The sequence below is a fragment of the Streptococcus sp. 2022WUSS083 genome, assembly GCF_044427155.1.
Lineage (GTDB): Bacteria > Bacillota > Bacilli > Lactobacillales > Streptococcaceae > Streptococcus > Streptococcus hashimotonensis.
Genome location: NZ_JAOTGK010000010.1, coordinates 1 through 23,236, shown reverse-complemented (window position 1 = coordinate 23,236; position 23,236 = coordinate 1). Strand labels below are relative to the sequence as shown.

The following is a 23,236-nucleotide window of genomic DNA, read 5'->3' as shown; positions in this document are numbered from 1 at the left end:
TCCTTATGTTAATGATGATGTAAATGACACTCGCATTGTCCTTCTGGACAATTGCAAGCCACTTCTTCTACTGCGAAAGATTTTTTTATCTCTAATATTTTCTCTAGTCGATCTATATCATCGAAGCTTAAGACATGATTTTCAATGATGCTTCCTATTACATTTCCAACTTTCTTATTGCAAATACGGTTAAAAATATCTTCTGCATAATCCCTTACGGCTTCTTTCTCTACAATATTGGCAGTGTAAATAAACTTTCTACCTTCTTGCTCTGTATTTAGTACGCCTTTTTCAACTAATCGACCTAAGATCGTTTTGATAGTGGATTCTGTCCAGTCCATTTTTTCTTTCAATACAGAGATGACTATTTTACTAGTTACTCGATCATTTGCCCAAACTACACGCATTACTTCCCATTCAGCATCTGTGATAGAAGTATTAAGTTCTATTGTGCTCATTTTCCTTTCCTCCTTGTCGTTTACAAATGTAAACGAATGTGTTCAAAATAAGTCTACTATTGTAAACGAAATTTGTCAAGTCTTTTTATTAAATTCTCACTTTTTGGGGTCAGTCCCTTAAAACTGAAAGTTTTAAAATGAAATTAGCCATCTACCTATACTGTGAGATGAAGGCTACGACTCATTCTGATAAGTCATCGATTTCATTTGATGACAGGTTTGGAGCTGTTAGGCAAATTTGCCAAGGCTAATCATAGCCTTGCTTTAGCCCAAAAAAGACATCCAAGAGATTTCTCTTGAATGTCTGTAAACGCTGATATAATCGTAGGTCGCTTTGCTTTAAATTATACTTTTTTCTTAAACATTTGATACGAGTAGGTATTTCTTGTGAGTAATTTTCATCAAAAATTTCATATATAATCTTCCTATAATCATGGAAAAGTAGAAAGTAGTAAAAATAGTTGTTATCCTAGTTGATTAAAAAAATCTCTGATTTCCTCATCTTTTATAAAATAATATATAATTTTCCCCTCTCTTCTAGTGTCCAAGATGTTTTGATTGGCTAGTTTACGAAGATGGTGGGAGGCAGATGCCATACTGAGATTTAATAAACAGGCTATATCGCAGACACAGAGTTCTTCGACGGCAAGGAGATAAAAGATGATATTTATCTGTTTATTATCGGTAAATTTTGATAAAATACGAAGTGATTTTTGGACTTTTTCCTTTTCAAGGTAGTTCGTTGCGGTTGTAACATTTTGTTGATTTATAACATCCACTTGACAGATACTATCTTTTTTCATAATTTTTTCTCCTAGCCTAACACAGCCCATAGCATGTCAAAGCTGTTGTTTTCAATCAGGATATACATCCCCAATCCTAAATAAACAACAGCAATAAACCATCTACTATATTTTTCCAAAGTTTCTCCGACAGAAGGGACTTGTGCCAATTTTTGGGCAGAAAAAACCAAGAGATAAATCATGACTAGAAAGGTAAGTAAAGCCACTATCAAATTCGCTAAATTTAAGGTAGTAAAATATGGGACAAAGACACCAATATTGTCAGCACCACAACTTGCAAAAGTAATCATAGCGACTAGAAAAATCAGGTTTTTATTATCTTTGCTCAAACCTTCTTTGGCAATAGCTTCTCCATCAGAATCTCCTAAAAGCAAAACTTTGAGGCCTAGGAAAATTGGAATCAAACCGAGCAAACCTAAAATCTCTTTACTAGGAATATAATCTAAGACAAATGCAAAAAGCAAACTTAGCAATATTAGACTAACAGAGCCTAGAAATTGTCCTAAATAGATGTTAATGATGTCTTTTCTGCTTTTTCTTTTGGCAAAAAATAACATTAGGATAATAAGTAAGTCTACGGCTGTCCCAGAATACAGGATTATTGAAGTAACAATATTTTGAATCATAAAACACCTCATTCAAATATATTTTTGAATGTATTCTAACATTAAACTTTATAGATGTCAACTTAAAATCCACCAATTAATAATTGCATGTCAATATTTGTATTGTGTAGTTTCAGAAATATATTGTAATTCAAATTGTAGAAAATTACATCAAATATTATAATGAAAAAAGAATCCAACAAAAATTGGACTACCTGTCTCCGGTTGAATACCGGAGACGGTAGCCCTAGGGTGTTTTTATTAAATTCTCACTTTTTTGGGGTCAGTCCCACGACCGTTGATTGAGCTTAAAACTATTTCGATTTATGAGCCATTGGAAATCTCGTATGATGAATATATGTCTAATTGCAAACATTAACTAGAGTAATAGCCTAGTTAATAAGCATGGGAGGGAGTTATAAGCTCTCTCTTTTTTGTCTGCGCTGTTCGCGGACAAATCGCACGTTGATTCGTGCGACGGGCGAAGACCATTTTTTGCTGATAATTTTAGCGCAGCTGAAATTATTTTGTTAGCAAAAGATGGGCAAGCAAAAATTGCGTGAAGCAATTTTTTCGGTGCGTAGTTCGCGCCGATTTTTTCGAGGCCACTTTTGTGGGCCGAAAAAGCAGTGAATTTTTTGAACCGTGAGGGTCAAAAAAGGGGTGCAACCCATAGCCCTCGGCAGAGCGTTTGTAGTTTTGATGAACCGTAGGGTTGTCAAAACTACAAAAACGTTACTTTTTGACAAAAAGTAACAAAAACCTCTGTTACTTGCTTCTCAAATTTTTTAATGAAAATCATTGAGTCTAATTTATTTGGCGAGGAATAGCGGAGCGCCTCGCCGTTGTTCGCTATTCGAGCAATCATAACACAAAATTTTAAGATATTGATAATTTAGAAATTAAGATACCAATCTTAAATAATCACTTTTCTACAAAAATAATGGGGTCATTTATCTATCCATTTTTTAAGTCATAATGGGTAACTTTATAAAACCATTATCTGTTAAAGAATGGATTACTTTATTGGTCCGCTATTTTTGAAAATATGGGCTTCTTTAATTAGTCCATTAATTTAGAGAATATGGACTAGTTTATTCAGCCATATATTATACAATTATGGACTACTTTACTTGGCCTTTTATTTTACAAACATGGATTACTTTATTAGCCAATGTTTTTCAATCATGGAGTAATTTATGAATCCATTATTACAGCCAAAATGGTCAACTATACAAAACCATTAATCGCTTAAATATGGATTACTTAAATAGTCAATACATTTTTCTATAATGGACTCGTTAAGGTGTCAATTTCATTCTAATAGTAAGAGATTGGTCTCCATAGATTTCAGTCCTAAAGAATAAAACATCAGTAATTAATTACTTGGTTCAGGGATAGTTCCCAATAAATTCATTCTCAAATTTTTAAAATGAGTTTTTAAGGCATACTGTATTAAAGAAAAATTTTTAAGGAGTATACGTGATGCCAAAATTAACTATTTCATTTAAAACAAATCCGAGAATGACAAACATTCGACATAATAATAGAGATTTAACAGAAAAAGAATGGAAGAGCCCAGAACATTCACATATTCTTAGAGATAAAAGTCATCAAAATATTGTAGTTAAACAATTAGATATTCGAGAGCTATATGAAAAGGAATTTGGACCTTCTTTGCAGGAATACAATGAAAAGCAGATAAGAAATGATCGAAAAATCAAGGATTATTATAAACATGTTGGTAAACTTGATACCTTAGATCAACAAAGAGAGTTTATCATTGGTATTGGATCAAAAGCGGATTGGGATGAATTACCAGAAGGATATAAACTCAACATAGGGATATATTTAGCTAAATATGCACAAGATTTCGAAAAACGTCATCCACATTTCCGTGTTTATAATGCAGTAGTGCATCTGGATGAAAAAGGTGCTCCGCATTTACATTTAAATGTAGTTCCCATCGCAGACGGTTATAAAAATGGTCTCTCTAAACAGCCCAGCTTTTCAAAAGCATTGAAGCAAGAGGGATTTACAGAAAAAGGAAAATTTCAACTTATGGCTTTTCGCAACAACGAAATTAAAGTCCTTGAGACAATGTTGAAAGAAATGGCAGTCGAACGTAAAAAAGTAGGTACGAACAAGATTAAAGACATGCGTGAATATAAAGAAATGATGGCTGAACTTGAGGAGGAAAAAGGAAAGAAACTGAATGAGATTAAAGCTGAAATCACTTCTGAGGTCTCAAAAGTAGAAAAAGAATTTGCAAAAAAGAAAGAGAAGTTGAATACACTTGAAAAAGAGATTGATAGAAAAACACAATCAATTGAACAATATGATAATGTCATCCATTCAAAGCAAGAGTCTGTTAATAAGTTAGATGAAAAGTTTGAAGCTAAAGCTGATAAACTAGAATTACTATTAGCTCAAGAAAAAGCTATAAATGCTATCAACGAACAATTATTAAAGGATATTGGAATTAAAGAGGATAAGAATTACCTATTTACCAAGGACTTTAAAGTAGAGGAACGTGGACTAATTGGAAAAAAAGAAAAATTTGCAGTTGTACCTTTAAAAATTTTTGAAAAAATGTTATACCAAGTAAATACCAAACCTATGAAACAAATTTTAGACGATTTTATTGATAAAGTCTTTAACAATAGTATTGTCAAAGGATTAAAAAAGAAAATTAGCCAATTGACTGGTGAATTGAAAAGAGCTAGAGTACAACTTCAACATGAGAGGTCAGTACGCATTGCTGAACAAAAAGAAGCGGAGAAAAAAATGGATTCGCTATTGAAGGAAGTGCAGCCTGCAATGAACCTATACGAAGATTTTCAAAACTATCTCACTGAAAATGATAAGAAAAAAGTATTTGAACGCATCGAAAAACACAAAAAATTACACCAAAAACAAATAAGTAAAAATCGCAATACAAATGATTATGAACGTTAAAAAGTGCAGATCAATTCTGCACTTTTTAATTTATTTAATTACTCAATCATTCCAAACCAAGTTAACGCATCGATGATAGCTTGTTCTTTTTTGGGTGGACAATTTGGAACTCTTTGATTTTCTTTCTTAGAGTGATTATAGTTCTCTCGCTCGATTATCCCAAGTTTCCTTTTTACTTGTGCAATGTTAAGGGTAGATACTTTTAATTCAAATTTTCTAAAGACATAATCTTTGATTTCTGAATAAGTGGCATCCTTCTTGACAGAAATATCTTTGAGATCTTCTTCATTGATTTCAAGATCAATATGATGGTTGATATCTCGTTTGGACAATTTCACAACCGCCTCGGTCCGTGCTGTGTGGGGAAACATGTCGACAGATTGAATGTATTCTACCTTGTAGGCTTTGCTTAGTTCAACAAGGTCCCTTGCAAGGGTGGAGACATTGCAGGATACGTAAACCATTTTAGCTGGTTTGTAATTCAAAATGGTTTTGAGGAGCTTTTCATCGAGTCCAGTTCGTGGAGGATCAACTACCAAGGCATCGGCCCTGTAGCCTTCTTGGTACCACTTTGGAATGATTTCTTCTGCTTTACCTGCCTCATAGTGGGTATTGGATAATCCCATTCGCTTAGCGTTTGCTTTAGCATCCTCGATGGCTTCTGGAATAATGTCCATACCTCGAACAGATTTGACCTTTTTAGCAAAGGCGAAGCCGATTGTGCCCACGCCACAGTAGGCATCAATCAAGTTTTCATCTCCTGAAATGTCCAAAGCCTTGACGGCCTCGCCGTAGAGAATTTCTGTTTGTTGGGGATTTAGTTGATAAAATGCCCGTGGAGATAGTGAGAATTCGTAATCTAAAACAGCCTCATCGATAGCTTGTTCTCCCCATAAAATTTCTGTTTTTTCCCCATAAATATCACTCGTTTTCTGTCTATTCCAGTTTAGAGCAATAGTGATTATACTTGGAAATTGACTGGTGAGTTCATCAATTAATTTAGTAAGATTAACCTGACAAGAGGTGATAAAAATCACTTGAACTTGACCTGTTTTTCGAGCCTTGCGGACCATAACCGTGCGGATTCCATGTTGCTTGCGCTCATTGTAAATAGGAATACGGTGCTTGGTGAGTAGTTTTGCGATTCCGTTGATAATCTCTTGTGTTTCGGCATCTTGGACGTAACAATTCGTAATTCCAATCAAGCGATGGGAATTTTCTGCATAGAGACCGGCCTTGACTTGATCTTTGAAAGATCGAGTCTGGAACTGTAATTTGGCACGATAGTGGCTAGGCTTATCCATACCGATTGTTGGATAAATAGTGTAGTTTTCGTAGTCAGCTGGTTTGAACTTTTTTAGGGCCTGCTGCAAGAGATCTTGTTTGAAGTCTAATTGTTTATCATAGCGGAGGTGCATGATTTGACAACCACCACAGGCTTGATAGATGTCACAGGCAGGCTTGACACGGAATTTTGATTCCTTGTTGATTTTTAACAATTTTGCTTCAACGAAATTTCGTTTGACTGAGGTAATTTGACAAAAAATTTCTTCCCCCTTAAGGGCACCAGGGACAAAGACTAGCGTTTTTTGATAAAATCCGATGCCTTCTCCGTTGATGCCCATTCGTTTGATTTTTAGGGGGATTCGTTGGTTTACTTGTAGATTCATATTATTATTTTACCGAAAAATCCTGTATAATGAAAGAATGAGAATTACAAAAATTGAAAAGAAGAAACGTCTTTATTTACTTGAAGTGGATGGTCAGGATAGTTTGTATATTACGGAAGACACAATTGTTCGCTTCATGCTTAGTAAGGGAAAGGAAATCACGGAGCAGGAGTTTTGTGAGCTTCGCGATTTTGCTCAGTTTTCTTATGGGAAAAATCTAGCACTTTATTACCTTTCCTTCAAGCAACGTACCAAAAAAGAAGTTAGTGATTATCTAAAAAAATATGAAATTGAAGAAAACAATATTGTCAAGATTGTGACGGTATTAGAAGAGGAAAAATGGCTGGACGATGGGAACTATGTTGATAGCTATGTTCGTCAGAATGCTCTAAATGGAGATAAGGGACCAGCTATGATTCGTCAGAAGTTGATGCAGAAAGGAATTCCTAAACCGCTGATTGATAAAAGGCTGGCTGAGGAAGATTTTTCAGAGCTTGCTGGGAAGATTGGGGAGAAATTGGTGGGTAGATACCAAAGAAAGTTGCCTCTTCGAGCTTTGCAAGATAAAGTTGTACAGGGATTGATGGGTAAGGGGTTTTCTTATGAGTCAGCCAAACAAAGCTTGGGTCAGTTGGAACTTGTGGCTGATGAGGAAAATGAAGATGATTTAATCGCCAAGGAATTGGATAAGCAGTATAGAAAATATAGTCGTAAATATGAAGGCTATGAATTGAAGCAAAGGTTGATACAGGCTTTAGCTCGAAAGGGTTATGACTTTGATCGGATTCAGACTGTCCTTCGTGATTATCTGTGAAAAAATTTAGCCTAGGTTAGAAAAATATGATATAATAGTCAAGATAAATTGTAATTGTAGAAAGTTGGTAACAAAGTGAAATTACCAAAGGAAGGCGACTTTATTACAATTCAAAGTTATAAGCATGACGGTGAAATTCATCGCACTTGGCGTGACACCATGGTATTAAAAACAACGGAAAATGCTATTATTGGAGTCAATAATCATACCTTAGTGACTGAAAATGATGGTAGGCGTTGGGTAACAAGAGAACCAGCAATCGTGTATTTTCATAAAAAATACTGGTTCAATATCATTGCAATGATTCGTGAAAACGGAGTTTCCTATTATTGTAACCTTGCTAGTCCATATGTTCTCGACAATGAGGCACTCAAATATATTGATTATGACCTAGATGTTAAGGTCTTTGCTGATGGTGAAAAGAGACTGCTGGATGTGGATGAATATGAGCGTCATCGTAAGGCGATGAAGTATTCGGATGATATTGATTTTATTTTGAAGGAAAATGTCAAGATACTGGTTGATTGGATTAATAACCAGCGCGGACCATTCTCTCCAGCCTATGTCAATATCTGGTACAAACGCTATTTAGAACTGCGAAGTAGATAAAGTTAGAAAAGAAAATCCTGTTTTACAGGTTTTTTTCTTATTGTAAAGGAGGGACTTATGGCCTTTGAACAAACAAATGGGCGCTATGCAAGTTTTGGAGTTGTGACCTCGCTTCCTGGGGAAGTGATTGATAGTTTCTGGTATGTTATTGATCACTACTTAAAAGGAGTTATTCCTTTGAAAAATGTAATCCGTTTTTCTATCAAAAATCGTCGTGGTAAGATTACGTTGGTCTTTTCGCAGGAAGGTTATAAAAATGTACTGGCTGTAGATTTAGGTAGTCGTTTTGATCCTTTTTATCCCTCAACAATCTTGGTAATGGACAAGCAGGGAAAAGAGACCATTACTTTGCCAGATGAGGTGACCTTGCTTTAGCTTGAAGAGCTGGTATTTTATCACCTAAGATATTGTTAATATATGAAATTTGGTGTAAAATAGATTTGTAAGCTTATGTGGGTTAGAAAGGAGGAGTCTATGGTTAGTCAAACTGTTGAGAAACCTCTCTATTTGCAGTTGGTTGATGAATTGGAAGTTGCAATTCGTGAGAGGATGGCTCCGAATGACAAGTTATTTTCAGAGCGTGAGTTGACACAGGTTTATGGTGTCAGTCGTATTACAGTTCGTTTGGCTTTGCAAGAATTGGAAAAACGTGGCTTAGTCTATAAGAAGCATGGTAAGGGAACCTATGTATCTGAGATTTCAGATACTGCAGTTGATTTGTCTCAGGCCTATAGCTTTACTGAGCAAATGAAAAAAATTGGGAAAGTACCTAGGACATCGATTTTATCCTTTGAATTGGTTAAGGCGTCGGACTATATTGCGCAGCATCTACAACTTAGTCAGGGTGAGGAAGTGTTTGAAGTTGAACGTTTGAGACTTGCAGATGAGGTTCCGATGATGTTGGAAAGGACATATGTTCCTGCCTCGCTATTTCCTGGATTAGCTGCTCAGCGAATGATGTCAACTCCCTTGTATGAAATTTTCTCAGAGGATTATCATCAGGTGATTCGTTTGGCAGAAGAAGAGTTCTATGCAAGTATTGCTTTGGATAATGAAGCTAAGATACTCGGAATTCCAAGTAATAGTCCAGTACTTCATTTGGTAAGAAAAACCTATAATGATAAGAATAGAATTATCGAGTTTACGTTTAGTATTGCTAGAGCGGACCAGTTTCGTTACAAGATTACCCATCAACGGGGATATTAGAATTAATACTCTTCGAAAATCAAGATTATTCGTTGTCAACTTACCTTGATGAAATCCAGTTCTATCTTCGGCTTTATTTCCTAGGCTACTTTTGATTGTTATTGGGTATGAAAAAAACGCGGACGTTAGTCTGCGTTTTTTTAGCGATGATTGGCTGTAATTTCAAATTTGTAATACTTCCAGTGTTTGTAAGTTTCAGTATATTCCATCACTTCACCGCTAGTACTGTTAGTAGTTGTTTTGTTTTGTAGTACAGCTGGTTCAGTCGCTTTTAATTTCAAATGAGTGGCAACCTCTTTTGGACATGGGCTGACAATTTCATTCGTTTCTACAAATGGTTCCTCGGACATGTGGATATTGTAGTCCAGTTTAAAGCGTTGATAGATTGATTGATAGTGCTCGAGTGGAGCATCTGGATTCTGGATATATCGTTGAGGGATGTATGAATTGTGGAAGATGTATGGAGTGTCTTCTGCTGCACGGACGCGTACAATTTTATAATAAAACTCATTCTTGTCAAGATTTAGTTTTTCAAGGATATCGGGTTTATTGCCTTTTTCGCACGAGAGAACAGTAACCTTATCCTTATCCATAGGAAAAATCTCAATATCAGAAAATTCTACAAGACGTCCTTTGCGTGAACGGGATACAAAGGTTCCTTTACCTTGTTGACGAACGAGGTAGCCGTCTTTAACTAGTTCGTTTACTGCACGAATAACGGTAATAGAGCTAACGTTAAATAGTTTTGTTAATTCAGATTCTGTGTAAAATTTGTCGCCATTTTCAAATTTGCCAGAGATAATTTGCTGGCGTAAGTCGTTTTGTATAAGCTGGTACTTAGGTACTTTCATACTTATTTCCTTCCTTTCCATGGCTCATTATACTAAATTAATTGATGGAAATCAAAAAATATAGCTGGAATCCACAAAAAAAATAGATGTAATCCCTTTTTGACTGATGAATTAGATGTGTTTGTAAAAAAAAGTAAAAATTTTTTAAAAAGTACTGGACATAACCACAAAGAAGTGTTAGTATATTAATAGAAAGGTAAGCGGTTGCATCGGAGGAAGAAATGAAAGAATTTTATATTGGAGACCAATTTTATTTGGACGGTGAACCCTTTAAGATTTTATCAGGCGCGATTCATTATTTTCGTGTCCATCCTGATGATTGGTACCATTCTTTGTATAACTTAAAGGCCCTTGGTTTTAATACGGTTGAAACCTATGTCCCTTGGAATATGCATGAACCTCGAAAGGGTGAGTTTTGTTACGAGGGTATATTAGATATTGAGCGATTTTTGAAATTGGCTCAAGAATTAGGGCTTTATGCAATTGTACGTCCTTCCCCTTATATTTGTGCGGAATGGGAATGGGGTGGCCTCCCTGCTTGGTTGATGAAGGAAGAGCTTAGAGTACGTTCGAGTGATTCGGTGTACTTGCAGCACTTAGATGAATATTACGCTTCTCTTATTCCTAAATTGGCCAAGCTCCAACTCGCACAGGGTGGAAATGTACTTATGTTCCAAGTGGAAAATGAGTATGGCTCTTATGGTGAGGAGAAGGAGTATCTAAGATCGGTGGCTGGCTTGATGCGTAAACATGGTCTAACTGCTCCCTTGTTTACCTCGGACGGTTCTTGGCGAGCAACATTACGTGCAGGAACACTGATAGAGGACGATGTATTTGTAACAGGAAACTTTGGTTCTAAAGCTAGAGAGAATTTTGCAAATATGACGGCATTCTTTAATGAACATCAGAAGAATTGGCCACTCATGTGTATGGAATTTTGGGATGGTTGGTTCAATCGTTGGGGCGATGAAATTATTCGTAGAGAGCCGGAAGAAATGGTTGATTCGGTTATGGAATGTATCGAATTGGGCTCCTTGAATCTGTACATGTTCCATGGTGGAACAAATTTTGGTTTCATGAATGGTTGCTCTGCTCGTGGTCAAATTGATTTGCCTCAGGTAACTTCTTATGATTATGATGCTATATTGGATGAAGCTGGAAATCCTACTAAGAAGTTCTATATTTTGCAACAACGTTTGAAAGAAGTCTATCCTGAATTAGAGTATGCAGAACCGCTTGTAAAAGAGGCAAAAGCTTTTTCAGATGTGTCGCTCCATGATAAGGTGAGTCTATTTGCTACTATAGAAAATGTAAGCGGTTGCGTAAAAGGGTTTTATCCTAAGAATATGGAAGAACTTGATCAGTCAACAGGTTATATTTTATATAGAACAGAGTTGGAGCGGGATAAGACAGAAGCGGAACGTTTCCGAGTGGTTGATGCGCGTGACCGTATCCAAATTTATGCAGATGGAAAATTCGTTGCAACTCAGTATCAGACAGAGATTGGTGACGATGTTGAATTGGATTTTAAAGATGACAAGCTAACATTAGATATTTTGGTAGAAAATATGGGACGTGTCAATTATGGGCACAAACTAACGGCTCCTACCCAGTCTAAAGGGCTTGGTCGAGGTGCGATGGCTGATTTACATTTTATTGGTCATTGGGAAACCTATCCTTTGCCTCTTGATTCAGTTGAGGACCTGGATTTTAGTAAGGGCTGGGAGGAAGGTCAAGCTGCTTTCTATCGTTATCAGTTTGAACTGGATGAACTTGCGGATACTTACTTAGACATGACAGGTTTTGGTAAGGGAGTTGTTTTCGTTAATAATGTAAATATTGGACGTTTTTGGGAAAAAGGACCAATCCTCTATCTCTATATTCCAAAAGGATACTTAAAGAAAGGAGCGAATGAAATAATTGTCTTCGAGACAGAAGGAAAATATAGAGAGAAGATTCATTTTTCACAAAGACCCGTTATAAAAGACTTGTAGAAATTTTAATCGGTTTCTGCTCAAAAGATTTATGAAGAAAAGGAGAACACTGTATGGCAATTATTGCTACGCGTATTGATGGTCGTTTGATCCACGGTCAGGTTGCTAACTTATGGACGACGAAATTGAACATAGGTCGTATCATGGTTATCGATGATGCTGTTGCTCAAAATGACATTGAAAAACAAGGACTGAAATTAGCCTGTCCTCCAGGCGTAAAATTATCGATTTTACCGATCGAAAAGGCTGCTAATAATATTAAGGAGGGCAAGTATGATAGTCAACGTCTCTTGATTGTTGCTCGTCGTCCAGAAAACTTCCTTCGCTTGGTAGAGTACGGGGTTGAGCTCCCAGAGTTGAACGTAGGGAATATGTCTCAAACTCCGGAAACTCGTTCTGTAACTCGTTCTATTAACGTTGTAGATAAGGATATTGCAGATTTTGATGCCTTGGCGGCTAAGGGTGTAAAATTATTTGCACAAATGGTACCTGGCGATTCACCAAAAGACTTTATGCCATTATTGGATAAGGTTAGATAACATTCGGATATTTTTGAAAAATTTAAAGGAGGATCACTATTATGCAATGGTGGCAAATATTACTTCTAACGCTCTACTCTGCTTACCAGATTTGTGATGAGCTGACAATTGTATCGTCAGCAGGTTCACCAGTCTTTGCAGGGTTTATCACTGGTTTAATCATGGGCGATATGACAACAGGTTTGGCAATTGGTGCTAGCTTGCAGTTGATGGTGCTTGGTGTAGGTACTTTTGGTGGTGCATCTCGTATTGATGCAACTTCAGGTGCGGTATTGGCAACAGCCTTCTCAGTATCACAAGGTATTGACCCTGAACTTGCAGTAGCTACTATCGCAGTTCCAGTAGCAGCACTTCTTGTTTATACAGATATTGCTGGTCGTTTCTCAACTACTTTCTTTGCACACCGTGTAGATGCGGCGATTGAACGCTTTGACTATGCTGGTATTGAACGCAACTACCTGCTTGGTGCAATTCCTTGGGCACTTTCTCGTGCACTTCCAGTTTTCCTTGCCCTTGCTTTTGGTGGTGAGTTTGTAGATGCAATGGTTAAGACTATTGAACAATACCAATGGATTGCCAACGGTTTGACGCTTGCAGCTCGTATGCTTCCAGGTCTTGGTTTTGCAATCTTACTTCACTATCTTCCACTTAAACGTAACCTTCACTACTTGGCGGTAGGTTTCGCTCTTACAGCTATGTTGACTGTTCTTTACGGTAACGTATCGGCTTTGGGTGGTGCAGTTGCTGGTATCGTTGGCACTCTTCCTGAAGATGCAGGCGTAAGCTTTGTCAATAACTTCAAAGGTTTGTCAATGATTGGTATCGCTATTGTGGGTGCATTCCTTTCAGTGATTCACTTCAAAAATAGCCAAAAAGTAACTGTGGTTGCTCCATCAAATTCAGAAAGTGGGGAAATTGAAGATGACGAAATCTAATTACAAATTAACAAAAGAAGATTTTAATCAAATCAACAAACGTAGCTTGTTCACTTTCCAACTTGGTTGGAACTATGAGCGGATGCAGGCATCTGGCTACCTCTACATGATTTTGCCACAATTGCGTAAAATGTATGGAGATGGTACTCCTGAGTTGAAGGAAATGATGAAATTGCATACTCAGTTCTTCAATACTTCACCATTCTTCCATACCATCATCACAGGTATTGACTTGGCACTTGAAGAAAGTGACGGTGTGGCTTCTAAAGATGCGGTTAACGGTATTAAAACTGGTTTGATGGGACCATTTGCCCCAATTGGTGACTCAATCTTTGGTTCATTGGTACCAGCTATCATGGGTACTGTTGCAGCAACTATGGCGGCTCAAGGTCAGCCTTGGGGTATCTTCCTTTGGGTAGCAGTAGCAGTGGTTTATGACATCTTCCGTTGGAAACAGTTGGAAGTTGCCTACAAAGAAGGTACTAAGTTGATTACAACCATGCGTGATCGCTTGACAGCTCTTGTTGATGCTGCTTCAGTCATGGGTGTCTTCATGATGGGTGCCTTGATTGCAACTATGATTAACTTTGAAGTGACTTGGGCTCCAACTGTAGGTGAGAAAGTGATTGACATTCAAGACTTGCTCAACACAATCTTCCCTCGCCTTGTTCCAGCTGTCTTTACAGGTTTTGTATTCTGGTTGCTCGGTCGTCGTGGCATGACTTCGACTAAAGCCATCTTGATTATCATTGCGCTTGCTCTTTGCTTGTCATTTATTGGTAAGTTTGCATTTGGTATGGCATAATGACTAGAAGTTTAGTATTAGTAAGTCATGGTATCTTCTGCGAGGAGTTGAAAAAATCTACTGAAATGATTATGGGTCCTCAAGAGGACATCTACACAGTAGCTTTATTACCAGAAGAAGGTCCAGAAGACTTCCAGAAAAAATTTGAAGAAATAATTGCAGGATTGGAAGATTTTGTTGTCTTCGCAGACTTGTTGGGCGGTACACCAGCCAACGTCGTATCACGAAAATTGATTGAAGGTGGGCAGTTTGACCTCTATGCAGGGATGAACATGCCAATGGTTATCGGTTTCTTGAACGGCGTCCTGCTGGGAGAGGCTGTGGATTATGTAGAATTTGGGACAAGCAACCTAGTTCATGTCAATAGTCTATTAACAAGTGATGAAGATGACGATGAGTGAAAAACTCCAGTGGAGTTTTTCAGCCCGAGCCTAGAAATAAGAGAGTGAGGCTAACTCAGCCGATTGTTACAGACGGATTTGATTTTCGTTAATTATAAAATGTTCTATAGTTGATAGGCTTTAAGTATCCTGAGGGAGTTACAATAGTGACTCCCTCATTTGGCTTGTGAGGAAAAGAAATGATTGAAGTAAAAACATTTGGTGGACAAGCAAAACTGTATTGCTTGGAAAACAAGAATGGGATGCAGGTAACCTTGACGGATTTTGGAGCTAGAGTGGTGGAAGTGCTTTTGCCAGTAGAAGAAAATGGCGGTCTACGGAATGTCAGTTTGGCTGCCAAGTCGGATGATGATTACCGCAAGACAGATTTGTACCCTGGTTCAACAATTATCCCAGTAGCGGGGCGTATTTCAGGAGCCAAGGCTGAGATAAAGGGAACCAGTTATCAGTTCACAGAAAATGAACCTGGTAGGACTCTACACGGTGGGGTTGACACGGCAAATGAGCAGTACTGGGACGTTGAGCTAGACCATGAGAGAAATCAAGTGACCTTTGGTATGGTCCTAAAAGATAGTTTTAATGGCTTTCCTGGTGATGTGAGGGTCAAGGCTATTTATTGTTTGACGGATAAAAATGAATTGACAGTTGACTACCAGGCTGTATCAGATAAGGATACGATTTTTAATCCGACCAACCATATCTATTTCAACTTGACTGGTGATTTTCAACGGTCAGTTGCCGAGCACCGTATTAAAATTGCTGCCAATCACTATGCTCCGCTTGGGGAGGATAATCTGCCCACGGGTGTCTTAGAAGATGTGACAGGGACGCCGTTTGATTTTAGAGATTTGGCGCCTTTTGCTCAGGGATTTGATAGCCAATATCCTCAAAATGTGTTGGTAAAAGGCTATGACCACCCATGGTTATTGGAAGAGGTGGATATTCCGGTAGAAGTTTTGAGTCCAGATGGGAAAATTGGACTCAGTGTCAAAACCAACCAGCCTGCGGTCGTTATATATACATATAATTTTCCTGTTGAAGCTTTGGCCTGTTACCATGGTGTCTTCAGTATGGAGTGTCAGGCCCTGCCAAATGCATGCAATGTCGATGGATTTGGTTCGATTTTGTTAGAACAAGGAGAAGAATTTTTGTCTAAAACGACCTATCGTTTTACTTGGTAAAAAAATGGGGACTCTAACTGTGTTACAGTTAGGGTTTTCTTGTGTTTTCTAGAAAATATGGTATAATAAACCGGTGTGTTTCAATCGAAGCAGGCGAAAGAGGAAAATAATGACAAAAGAACAAGAATTTTTAAAAGAATTTGAGGCTTGGGTCAACACTCAGGTCATGGTAAACGAGATGGCGGTTGAAGAAAGTCGTCGTGTCTTGGAAGAAGACAAGGATGAGCGTGCGGCGGATGCCTACATCCGTTACGAAAGTAAGCTAGATGCTTATCGCTTTATCCAAGGAAAATTTGCTAACTACCATGCTGGTAAAGGTTTTCATGATTTACCAGATGAGTTGTTTGGTCAAAGGCATTATTAATCAGACGGGAGAGATGAAAAATGGGAAAAAAGAAAGTAAATCGTAAAAAAGTTTTGAAAAAACAATTAGCAGACTTGAAACGTGCAGGCCGTGTAGGTCTTGAAAGAGCTGCAGAGGTAGTAGAGACAGTTGCTCACAAGGCTGAGGCTGTAGTAGAGCATGCTGTGGAACAAGTGAAAGAAGTTGTAGCAGAAGTGACTTCTTCAGCGACTTCATTGGAAGACTTTTTGGCGCTTCCTGAGTTGGAAGGCATTGCGGCAGCACGTTTGGAAACCTTCTACGAAGCAGGTATTCAATCTGTGGCTGATTTTGCAAACTATACCGAGAAAGAGCTATTGGCACTTAAAGGTATCGGGCCTGCAACTATCAAGCAGTTGAAAGAAAAAGGGATTGAGTTGAAAGCTTAAATCCCTTGCTTTTCAAGGTGCAATTTGTTACAATAAAGCCATTCAGAGGTGTTTTGATCTCCATTTGTCACAGGAAGCGGTGGTACTGAGAAATCCGCACAAATGTCAAAACTGGTTGCTGATGATGTGAATCGAATAAGCAAAGTGCAGATAATGTATCTGAACAAGGGTGGTACCGCGGAATAACTTCGTCCCTGTCTAGCAAGTCTAGGCGGGGATTTTCATTTGGAAAGGAGAAAATATGTTACATCATGTTGAAATTTACGTTTCTAATTTGGAAACCTCGCGTGCATTTTACGACTTTCTCCTGACCAAGCTGGGCTACTCGCTCTATCAGGAGTGGGATAAAGGGCTGTCTTATAAAAAAGCAGAGCAATACCTGGTCTTTGTCCAAACGCCAGAGGATTTCCTAGAGGCAGGCTATCACCGGTGCCGCACAGGTCTCAATCATCTAGCCTTTCATGCGGGAACACCTGATGAGATTGACCAATGGCGGAAGGAATTTTTGACCAGACGAGTCAAACTGCTCTACGATGACCGCTATCCCCACGCAGGAGGATCAGATCACTATGCCCTCTATTTGGAAGACCCAGATGGGATTAAGATAGAGTTGGTGGGGGAGGCAAGATGAATCTAATTATTATTGGAGCACAAGCTTCTGGCAAGATGACCGTTGGGCAGGAAGTTGCGAAATTGACAGGGATGACCCTCTTTCATAATCACGATTCGATTGATTTTAGCCTACGTTTTATTCCTGAATTTTCTGAGGATATGTTTGACCTCAATACACGTATTACATTTGCTGTTTATGATGTGTTTGCTAGGTCAGGCCGCCCACTAATCGGAACTGCCTTGATTAATTTTAAAAATCTCATAGAGGTTCAATTCCTTACAACTGTTCAGACGATTTTTCATTATCATGGTCAGGAAATTTTATTTGTTGAGTTGGAGACTGCTTTGGAAGAACGTCTGCGGCGTAATCGGACAGAAAATCGACTTACCCATAAACCTTTGAAACGACACATTGAAGTTTCAGAGGCTGAGATTCTCTCTACAGCTGATACATGTCAATATACCTCATTAGGCATTCCAGAGGGCATTCAGCATTATCTCAAAATTAATAATACCCACCTTACTGCTAATGATGTAGCTCAACTGATTATCCAAAAAATGGAGGAGCTTGAGCAAGAACAAACGAAATAGCCAGCCTAAGGACTGACTATTTCTAGGAGATTATATGAAAAAGAAAAGTTTTGCTATTTCTAGCTTGAGGATAGTATAAACCAATTTTCTTAAAAAATACTAAAGGAGAAAAACTAATGTTAAAAGAATTATCACCAAAATACAATCCAGCCGAGGTTGAGGCTGGTCGTTACCAAACTTGGTTGGACCAAGATGTCTTTAAGCCGTCAGGCGATGCGGAGGCCAAGCCTTATTCAATCGTCATTCCGCCGCCAAACGTCACAGGTAAGTTGCACTTAGGACACGCTTGGGATACCACCCTTCAAGATATCATCATCCGACAAAAACGCATGCAGGGATTTGATACCCTCTGGCTTCCAGGTATGGACCACGCGGGGATTGCCACACAGGCTAAGGTTGAGGAACGCTTGCGGGAGCAAGGCGTGACCCGTTATGACTTGGGGCGGGAGAAATTCCTCGACAAAGTCTGGGAATGGAAGGATGAGTACGCAGCGACTATTCGTGAGCAATGGGGTAAGTTGGGTCTGTCTTTGGACTACCAACGTGACCGCTTCACGCTGGACGAAGGTTTGTCGAAAGCCGTTCGCAAGGTCTTTGTAGAACTCTACAAAAAAGGCTGGATCTACCGTGGCGAATTTATCATCAACTGGGATCCAGCGGCTCGCACAGCCCTTTCTGATATTGAAGTTATCCACAAGGACGTAGAAGGTGCTTTCTACCATATGACCTATATGCTAGAAGACGGCTCACGTGCCCTTCAAGTTGCGACAACCCGTCCTGAAACCATGTTTGGGGACGTTGCGGTTGCAGTTAACCCAGAAGACCCACGTTACAAGGACTTGATTGGTAAAAATGTTATCCTGCCAATCGTAAACAAGCCAATTCCAATCGTTGCGGATGAACATGCAGATCCAGAATTTGGTACAGGGGTTGTGAAAATCACTCCTGCCCACGATCCAAATGACTTCCTTGTCGGTCAGCGCCACAATCTGCCACAAGTCAATGTTATGAACGACGACGGTACTATGAACGAGTTGGCGGGTGAATTTGCAGGTATGGACCGCTTTGAAGCTCGTAAGGCAACAGTTGCTAAGTTACAAGAGCTGGGTGCTCTTGTGGAAATCGAAAACCGTGTGCATTCTGTTGGACACTCTGAACGTACAGGAGTTGTAGTCGAGCCACGCTTGTCAACCCAGTGGTTTGTTAAGATGGACCAGTTGGCGAAGAATGCCATTGCCAACCAAGACACAGCCGATAAGGTAGAATTCTACCCACCACGCTTTAATGATACCTTCCTACAATGGATGGAAAATGTACACGACTGGGTTATCTCGCGTCAGCTTTGGTGGGGTCATCAGATTCCAGCATGGTATAACGAATCTGGCGAAATGTACGTCGGAGAAGAGGCTCCAGCAGGTGACGGTTGGGTACAGGATGAGGATGTCCTAGATACCTGGTTCAGCTCTGCCCTTTGGCCATTCTCAACCATGGGATGGCCTGACGAAAACGCGGCGGACTTCCAACGTTACTTCCCAACCTCAACCTTGGTAACAGGCTACGACATCATCTTCTTCTGGGTGTCGCGGATGATTTTCCAATCGCTTGAGTTCACAGGCCGTCAGCCCTTCAAGAACGTGTTGATCCACGGTTTGATCCGTGACGAAGAAGGTCGCAAGATGTCCAAGTCGCTTGGAAACGGGATTGACCCGATGGATGTCATCGAGAAATACGGTGCGGACGCTTTGCGTTGGTTCTTGTCAAACGGCTCTGCTCCTGGTCAAGATGTTCGCTTCTCTTATGAGAAGATGGATGCGTCTTGGAACTTCATCAACAAGATTTGGAACATTTCCCGCTATATCCTCATGAACAATGAAGGCTTGACCTTGGATGCGGCGCGTGACAATGTCGCCAAAGTTGCAGCTGGTGAGGCTGGCAACGTGACGGACCGCTGGATTCTCCACAACCTCAACGAAACCATTGCCAAGGTCACTGAAAACTTCGACAAGTTCGAGTTTGGTGTGGCTGGTCACATCCTCTACAACTTCATCTGGGAAGAGTTCGCCAACTGGTATGTCGAGCTGACCAAGGAGGTCCTTTATAGCGACAACGAGGCTGAGAAAGTCATGACCCGCTCTGTCCTTCTCTACACGCTGGACCAAATCCTTCGCCTCCTCCACCCAATCATGCCGTTTGTGACGGAAGAGATCTTCGCTCAGTATGCAGAGGGCTCTATCGTGGTAGCGGCCTACCCTGTTGTCAACCCAGCATTTGACAATGCGGAAGCTCACAAGGGAGTGGAAAGCCTTAAGGACTTGATCCGTTCGGTGCGAAATAGCAGAGCAGAAGTGAATGTTGCTCCATCTAAGCCGATTACCATTTTGATTAAGACAGCGGATACTGAGCTTGAAGTCTTCTTCAAGGCAAATGAAAACTACATCCGCCGCTTTACCAACCCAGAACAGTTGGAAATCAGCTCAAGCATTGCTGCACCAGAACTAGCTATGTCAGCCGTTATCACCGGTGCTGAAATCTTCTTGCCACTAGCCGACCTCCTCAACGTAGAAGAAGAGTTGGCTCGTCTGGACAAAGAACTCGCCAAATGGCAAAAAGAACTAGACATGGTCGGCAAAAAACTCAGCAATGAACGCTTCATCGCCAACGCCAAACCAGAAGTCGTTGAAAAAGAAAAAGAAAAACAAGCCGACTACCAAGCAAAATACGATGCGACAGTAGGACGGATTGAAGAGATGAAGAAGTTGGTAGGGTAAAGTCAATAAGGAATTTTGTCAAATTACTTGACAAAATATTGCAAGCTTGTTAACTTGGTGATAAGGTGAGAATTATGATTAATATTATAGATTTATTTAGCGGAGCGGGTGGTTTAACTGAAGGTTTTAGGACCTCGGATTACAATATTTTGGGACATGTAGAAAAAGAACCTGCTGCTTCTCAAACATTAATGTTAAGGGAAATCTATCACTATCTCAAGAGTAATGATCGGTCTTTTCTTTATCGTGACTTTATGAATAAAAGAATAAGCAAAGATGAGTTGTTTTCAAAAGTTCCAAGTAGTATTTTGGAAAAGACAATAAATTTAGAAATCAATGATGAGAATCTAGAAATTATTTTTCAATATTTTGATAAATTTTCGGGAACAGTAGATGGTATTATTGGTGGACCACCATGTCAGGCCTATTCTACCATAGGTAGAGCTAGAAATGCCAGAAAGAAAAATTCTGATGAGAGAATTTATTTATATAAGTATTATATAAAGTTTTTGGAAAGATATAGTCCTAAGTTTTTTGTCTTTGAAAATGTAAAGGGGTTACTAAGTTTTAAAGATTCAGATGGTGAAAGTCTGCTTTCAAAAATGGAGGCTGAATTTTTAGAAGCTGGCTATAGTTTGGAATACAGAGTTCTGAACACTAAGGATTACGGTGTCCCACAGTCTAGGGAAAGATTGATAATTTTTGGTGTCCAAGAGAAATATAAAAAAATTACGAGTAGTTTTTTTGAATTACTTGAAAAATCAACTGAACCAGAAGTTACTACACAGCGTGCGTTAAGTGATTTACCATTTTTAAATGCTGGGGAAGAAAAAAACTTTTACGTTTCAAATGGAAATGACTATATAAAAAAATATTTTAAACAGGATGCTGATTTCCCACTGACGCAAAATATTGCTAGAAAAAACAATAAAAATGATTTAAAAATTTATTCTATAGTTGCAGCAGCCAAAAAAGAGGGAAAAAACATAAGATATGATGAGCTTGATAAAAAATTACAAACTCATAGCCATACAGATAAGTTTTTGGATAGATTTAAGGCTTTATCTTGGGAGTCTCCATCACACACAATAGTTGCTCATATAGCAAAAGATGGGCATCATTATATACATCCAGATATCAATCAAAACAGGTCGATTACGGTGAGAGAAGCAGCCCGTTTACAAGGGTTTCCTGATAGTTATTATTTTTTAGATTCTAGAACAAGTGCTTTTGTTCAAATTGGTAATGCTGTTCCTCCTATTTTCAGTCAAAAATTAGCAGAAACTATTATGAAACTAGGGAAGTTTTAAGAATTTATGTAATTTCCTAAGTTTCATGAAATAATAAAAAGGCTTAAAATCAAGTTTGTAGAAAAATTGATTTTAAGCCTTTTCTATTAAGTGAAGTTTATATTTTATCTTATCTTATCTTATCAAATGCTAGCAATAACTGAGGTGCAACACAATTCCAAATTTCTTTTAAAGTATTAAATTGTGGAAAGTTTTGGGAGTCATGCATTAGTAAATCCAAATGTTTTACAACTTGCACATTATCAAATTCACTAATTAAGCTACTAGTCCGTCTTCGCTCAATCTTACCGTGGTGAGTTAGAAGTAGAATGAGCGATTTATATTTTGTCGCAAATGGAAGTCCATCAACATCGCTTTCTTTTGAAAGGTTATGTATTCGATTATTTTGATTAAAAATTAAACTATTATTATTTACTTCTTGCCAGTATTGCCTAAGATATGTAGTTGTAGTACTTTCAATCATTGCTCGTAGTAGGAGACCTTGTGTCAGGATAAAGCGATCCGTCCCTTTATCATCTTCAGCAGCTTCTAGCATTTCTTCACGGAGTCTACGTATTTTTACGCCGACTGTTTTAGGAACGGAAAAGTTTTTGGGAACAAGCTCTTTGTAGACACTATTATCTTTTTTATAAGAAATAGTGGACTGTGTAACTAAACTTAAAATTTCTTGTTTTTCTGTATTGGAGATGTTTATATTATCATCCTCTAATTTACTGCCAATTGTATCAATGACTTTCTGGTCCTCTTCAGATAGTTTAGTTTGCATAATGAGAGGAGTTTTTTCTTGGATTTCTTTAGCTTTTTTCTCTTTAGCTTCAGCCCTTTTTTTTCGCCAAGTTCGCTGGATAATTCCCATCAATTTATTTAGATTGTCTTTTATTTCAATCAATTCTTCATCAGCTTCCCAGCGAATTGATTGTCTGTCAGTAGAGATAAAATCTTTTTTTGCATCATTATCTAGAAAATCGATATCAAAATAACCAGCTGCATAGTCATAAAAACGATCATTAGCTCTATCTTGAAATTGTGTCACAGACTGTTCACTTGCTAATTTTCCGCGTGATAAAATGGAAAATCCTTGTTTTTTAGCAGTAAGAGGAGTCTTCTTTGTATAGATGGTACCAGTTATTCCTTTATTTGACAATATGTTGATTATTTCAGAAGTTTCATTAGAGAAATCTTTTGGGAACTCAAAGGTGAACTCAATATCCTCAGATTTTGGTCGGATGAAGCTGGGCAAAAACTAGCTTCTCACAATAAAAAAACGAGCAATTCCAATTAGGAGTTGCTCGTTTTCCACTTCATGCTTTATAATTATAATAACCACAAAACAACTAGAAAGGCATGAAAATGTA

Annotated in this window: 22 protein-coding genes and 2 pseudogenes; 18 read left to right on the top strand and 6 right to left on the bottom strand. The window is 38.5% G+C overall.

Annotated elements, in window-relative coordinates:
- Window positions 1–8 precede the first annotated feature (8 nt).
- The 3 genes from ODU41_RS10430 to ODU41_RS10420 form a co-directional block, all read right to left on the bottom strand.
- The gene (locus ODU41_RS10430) at window positions 9–458 is read right to left on the bottom strand and encodes a CopY/TcrY family copper transport repressor (RefSeq protein WP_024378136.1); all 450 of its coding nucleotides are present in this window, start codon (window positions 456–458) and stop codon (window positions 9–11) included.
- Between the two features lie 464 nt (window positions 459–922).
- On the bottom strand, window positions 923–1,261 hold the full coding sequence (cadX, locus tag ODU41_RS10425; RefSeq protein ID WP_000711078.1) for a Cd(II)/Zn(II)-sensing metalloregulatory transcriptional regulator CadX: 339 nt from the start codon (window positions 1,259–1,261) through the stop codon (window positions 923–925).
- 11 nt (window positions 1,262–1,272) lie between these two features.
- Window positions 1,273–1,887, bottom strand: a complete 615-nt coding sequence (locus ODU41_RS10420) for a CadD family cadmium resistance transporter (RefSeq protein ID WP_024411951.1) — start codon at window positions 1,885–1,887, stop codon at window positions 1,273–1,275.
- Between the two features lie 122 nt (window positions 1,888–2,009).
- On the opposite strand from ODU41_RS10420, the pseudogene ODU41_RS10415 reads away from it, so the two are divergent.
- Both ODU41_RS10415 and ODU41_RS10410 read left to right on the top strand, forming a co-directional pair.
- Window positions 2,010–2,111: pseudogene (locus ODU41_RS10415) on the top strand (IS3 family transposase); the annotation flags it as partial.
- Window positions 2,112–3,351: 1,240 nt separating this feature from the next.
- Window positions 3,352–4,824, top strand: coding sequence for a plasmid recombination protein (locus tag ODU41_RS10410; protein WP_024378623.1), 1,473 nt, complete (start codon window positions 3,352–3,354; stop codon window positions 4,822–4,824).
- A gap of 320 nt (window positions 4,825–5,144) precedes the next feature.
- On the opposite strand, the pseudogene rlmD reads toward ODU41_RS10410, so the two are convergent.
- A pseudogene (gene rlmD, locus ODU41_RS10405) lies at window positions 5,145–6,494 on the bottom strand (23S rRNA (uracil(1939)-C(5))-methyltransferase RlmD); the annotation flags it as partial.
- A 37-nt stretch (window positions 6,495–6,531) separates the two neighbouring features.
- On the opposite strand from rlmD, the gene recX reads away from it, so the two are divergent.
- The 4 genes from recX (at window position 6,532) to ODU41_RS10385 (ending at window position 9,123) form a co-directional block, all read left to right on the top strand.
- Window positions 6,532–7,308, top strand: a complete 777-nt coding sequence (gene recX / locus ODU41_RS10400) for a recombination regulator RecX (RefSeq protein WP_024410664.1) — start codon at window positions 6,532–6,534, stop codon at window positions 7,306–7,308.
- Window positions 7,309–7,383: 75 nt separating this feature from the next.
- Complete coding sequence (locus ODU41_RS10395; protein WP_004194106.1) at window positions 7,384–7,917, top strand: DUF402 domain-containing protein; 534 nt, start codon at window positions 7,384–7,386, stop codon at window positions 7,915–7,917.
- Window positions 7,918–7,974: 57 nt separating this feature from the next.
- Entirely contained in the window at window positions 7,975–8,292 is a 318-nt protein-coding gene (locus ODU41_RS10390) for a DUF960 domain-containing protein (protein WP_029186355.1), read from the top strand.
- Between the two features lie 99 nt (window positions 8,293–8,391).
- Entirely contained in the window at window positions 8,392–9,123 is a 732-nt protein-coding gene (locus tag ODU41_RS10385; RefSeq protein WP_024384348.1) for a GntR family transcriptional regulator, read from the top strand.
- 140 nt (window positions 9,124–9,263) lie between these two features.
- Here ODU41_RS10385 and ODU41_RS10380 read toward each other — a convergent pair whose 3' ends face one another.
- A complete protein-coding gene (locus ODU41_RS10380) occupies window positions 9,264–9,974 on the bottom strand; it encodes a GntR family transcriptional regulator (RefSeq protein WP_015646515.1) in 711 nt (236 codons plus the stop codon).
- A 221-nt stretch (window positions 9,975–10,195) separates the two neighbouring features.
- Here ODU41_RS10380 and ODU41_RS10375 point away from each other — a divergent pair, with 221 nt between their 5' ends.
- From ODU41_RS10375 to ODU41_RS10320, 12 genes are all read left to right on the top strand, one after another.
- Window positions 10,196–11,968: a beta-galactosidase family protein gene (locus ODU41_RS10375; protein WP_044683662.1), complete on the top strand. Its 1,773-nt coding sequence runs from the start codon at window positions 10,196–10,198 to the stop codon at window positions 11,966–11,968.
- Window positions 11,969–12,021: 53 nt separating this feature from the next.
- Entirely contained in the window at window positions 12,022–12,507 is a 486-nt protein-coding gene (locus tag ODU41_RS10370) for a PTS sugar transporter subunit IIB (RefSeq protein ID WP_004194095.1), read from the top strand.
- Window positions 12,508–12,545: 38 nt separating this feature from the next.
- The gene (locus ODU41_RS10365) at window positions 12,546–13,442 is read left to right on the top strand and encodes a PTS mannose/fructose/sorbose/N-acetylgalactosamine transporter subunit IIC (RefSeq protein ID WP_024384350.1); all 897 of its coding nucleotides are present in this window, start codon (window positions 12,546–12,548) and stop codon (window positions 13,440–13,442) included.
- Window positions 13,429–14,247 carry a PTS system mannose/fructose/sorbose family transporter subunit IID gene (locus ODU41_RS10360; protein WP_024394307.1) on the top strand — a complete coding sequence of 273 codons (819 nt, stop codon included), beginning with the start codon at window positions 13,429–13,431 and terminating at the stop codon, window positions 14,245–14,247. Before ODU41_RS10365 ends, ODU41_RS10360 begins: the two co-directional genes overlap by 14 nt.
- Window positions 14,247–14,648 (top strand): PTS sugar transporter subunit IIA, encoded by a 402-nt coding sequence (locus ODU41_RS10355; protein ID WP_105120613.1) that lies wholly within the window; start codon window positions 14,247–14,249, stop codon window positions 14,646–14,648. The genes ODU41_RS10360 and ODU41_RS10355 overlap by 1 nt, the downstream gene beginning before the upstream one ends.
- 179 nt (window positions 14,649–14,827) lie before the next feature.
- Window positions 14,828–15,829 carry an aldose epimerase family protein gene (locus ODU41_RS10350; protein ID WP_398578986.1) on the top strand — a complete coding sequence of 334 codons (1,002 nt, stop codon included), beginning with the start codon at window positions 14,828–14,830 and terminating at the stop codon, window positions 15,827–15,829.
- Window positions 15,830–15,938: 109 nt separating this feature from the next.
- Window positions 15,939–16,193, top strand: a complete 255-nt coding sequence (locus ODU41_RS10345) for a DUF1912 family protein (RefSeq protein WP_002943432.1) — start codon at window positions 15,939–15,941, stop codon at window positions 16,191–16,193.
- A gap of 20 nt (window positions 16,194–16,213) precedes the next feature.
- Window positions 16,214–16,600, top strand: a complete 387-nt coding sequence (locus ODU41_RS10340; protein WP_024389440.1) for a helix-hairpin-helix domain-containing protein — start codon at window positions 16,214–16,216, stop codon at window positions 16,598–16,600.
- 241 nt (window positions 16,601–16,841) lie between these two features.
- Entirely contained in the window at window positions 16,842–17,231 is a 390-nt protein-coding gene (locus ODU41_RS10335; RefSeq protein WP_398578985.1) for a VOC family protein, read from the top strand.
- Window positions 17,228–17,803 (top strand): shikimate kinase, encoded by a 576-nt coding sequence (locus tag ODU41_RS10330; protein ID WP_023369508.1) that lies wholly within the window; start codon window positions 17,228–17,230, stop codon window positions 17,801–17,803. The genes ODU41_RS10335 and ODU41_RS10330 overlap by 4 nt, the downstream gene beginning before the upstream one ends.
- A 116-nt stretch (window positions 17,804–17,919) precedes the next feature.
- Window positions 17,920–20,571, top strand: a complete 2,652-nt coding sequence (locus ODU41_RS10325) for a valine--tRNA ligase (protein ID WP_398578984.1) — start codon at window positions 17,920–17,922, stop codon at window positions 20,569–20,571.
- 74 nt (window positions 20,572–20,645) lie between these two features.
- Window positions 20,646–21,881 (top strand): DNA cytosine methyltransferase, encoded by a 1,236-nt coding sequence (locus tag ODU41_RS10320; protein ID WP_044667924.1) that lies wholly within the window; start codon window positions 20,646–20,648, stop codon window positions 21,879–21,881.
- Between the two features lie 109 nt (window positions 21,882–21,990).
- On the opposite strand, the gene ODU41_RS10315 is transcribed toward ODU41_RS10320, so the two are convergent.
- Window positions 21,991–23,025 carry a hypothetical protein gene (locus tag ODU41_RS10315; protein ID WP_398578983.1) on the bottom strand — a complete coding sequence of 345 codons (1,035 nt, stop codon included), beginning with the start codon at window positions 23,023–23,025 and terminating at the stop codon, window positions 21,991–21,993.
- Window positions 23,026–23,236: the final 211 nt, after the last annotated feature.

Excerpts from the sequence above, each read along its gene's own strand:
- ODU41_RS10430 (WP_024378136.1), bottom strand. The coding sequence starts at position 458 with ATGAGCACAATAGAACTTAATACTTCTATCACAGATGCTGAATGGGAA.
- cadX (WP_000711078.1), bottom strand. The coding sequence starts at position 1,261 with ATGAAAAAAGATAGTATCTGTCAAGTGGATGTTATAAATCAACAAAAT.
- ODU41_RS10420 (WP_024411951.1), bottom strand. The coding sequence starts at position 1,887 with ATGATTCAAAATATTGTTACTTCAATAATCCTGTATTCTGGGACAGCC.
- ODU41_RS10410 (WP_024378623.1), top strand. The coding sequence starts at position 3,352 with ATGCCAAAATTAACTATTTCATTTAAAACAAATCCGAGAATGACAAAC.
- recX (WP_024410664.1), top strand. The coding sequence starts at position 6,532 with ATGAGAATTACAAAAATTGAAAAGAAGAAACGTCTTTATTTACTTGAA.
- ODU41_RS10390 (WP_029186355.1), top strand. The coding sequence starts at position 7,975 with ATGGCCTTTGAACAAACAAATGGGCGCTATGCAAGTTTTGGAGTTGTG.
- ODU41_RS10385 (WP_024384348.1), top strand. The coding sequence starts at position 8,392 with ATGGTTAGTCAAACTGTTGAGAAACCTCTCTATTTGCAGTTGGTTGAT.
- ODU41_RS10380 (WP_015646515.1), bottom strand. The coding sequence starts at position 9,974 with ATGAAAGTACCTAAGTACCAGCTTATACAAAACGACTTACGCCAGCAA.
- ODU41_RS10375 (WP_044683662.1), top strand. The coding sequence starts at position 10,196 with ATGAAAGAATTTTATATTGGAGACCAATTTTATTTGGACGGTGAACCC.
- ODU41_RS10370 (WP_004194095.1), top strand. The coding sequence starts at position 12,022 with ATGGCAATTATTGCTACGCGTATTGATGGTCGTTTGATCCACGGTCAG.
- ODU41_RS10360 (WP_024394307.1), top strand. The coding sequence starts at position 13,429 with ATGACGAAATCTAATTACAAATTAACAAAAGAAGATTTTAATCAAATC.
- ODU41_RS10355 (WP_105120613.1), top strand. The coding sequence starts at position 14,247 with ATGACTAGAAGTTTAGTATTAGTAAGTCATGGTATCTTCTGCGAGGAG.
- ODU41_RS10350 (WP_398578986.1), top strand. The coding sequence starts at position 14,828 with ATGATTGAAGTAAAAACATTTGGTGGACAAGCAAAACTGTATTGCTTG.
- ODU41_RS10345 (WP_002943432.1), top strand. The coding sequence starts at position 15,939 with ATGACAAAAGAACAAGAATTTTTAAAAGAATTTGAGGCTTGGGTCAAC.
- ODU41_RS10340 (WP_024389440.1), top strand. The coding sequence starts at position 16,214 with ATGGGAAAAAAGAAAGTAAATCGTAAAAAAGTTTTGAAAAAACAATTA.
- ODU41_RS10335 (WP_398578985.1), top strand. The coding sequence starts at position 16,842 with ATGTTACATCATGTTGAAATTTACGTTTCTAATTTGGAAACCTCGCGT.
- ODU41_RS10330 (WP_023369508.1), top strand. The coding sequence starts at position 17,228 with ATGAATCTAATTATTATTGGAGCACAAGCTTCTGGCAAGATGACCGTT.
- ODU41_RS10325 (WP_398578984.1), top strand. The coding sequence starts at position 17,920 with ATGTTAAAAGAATTATCACCAAAATACAATCCAGCCGAGGTTGAGGCT.
- ODU41_RS10320 (WP_044667924.1), top strand. The coding sequence starts at position 20,646 with ATGATTAATATTATAGATTTATTTAGCGGAGCGGGTGGTTTAACTGAA.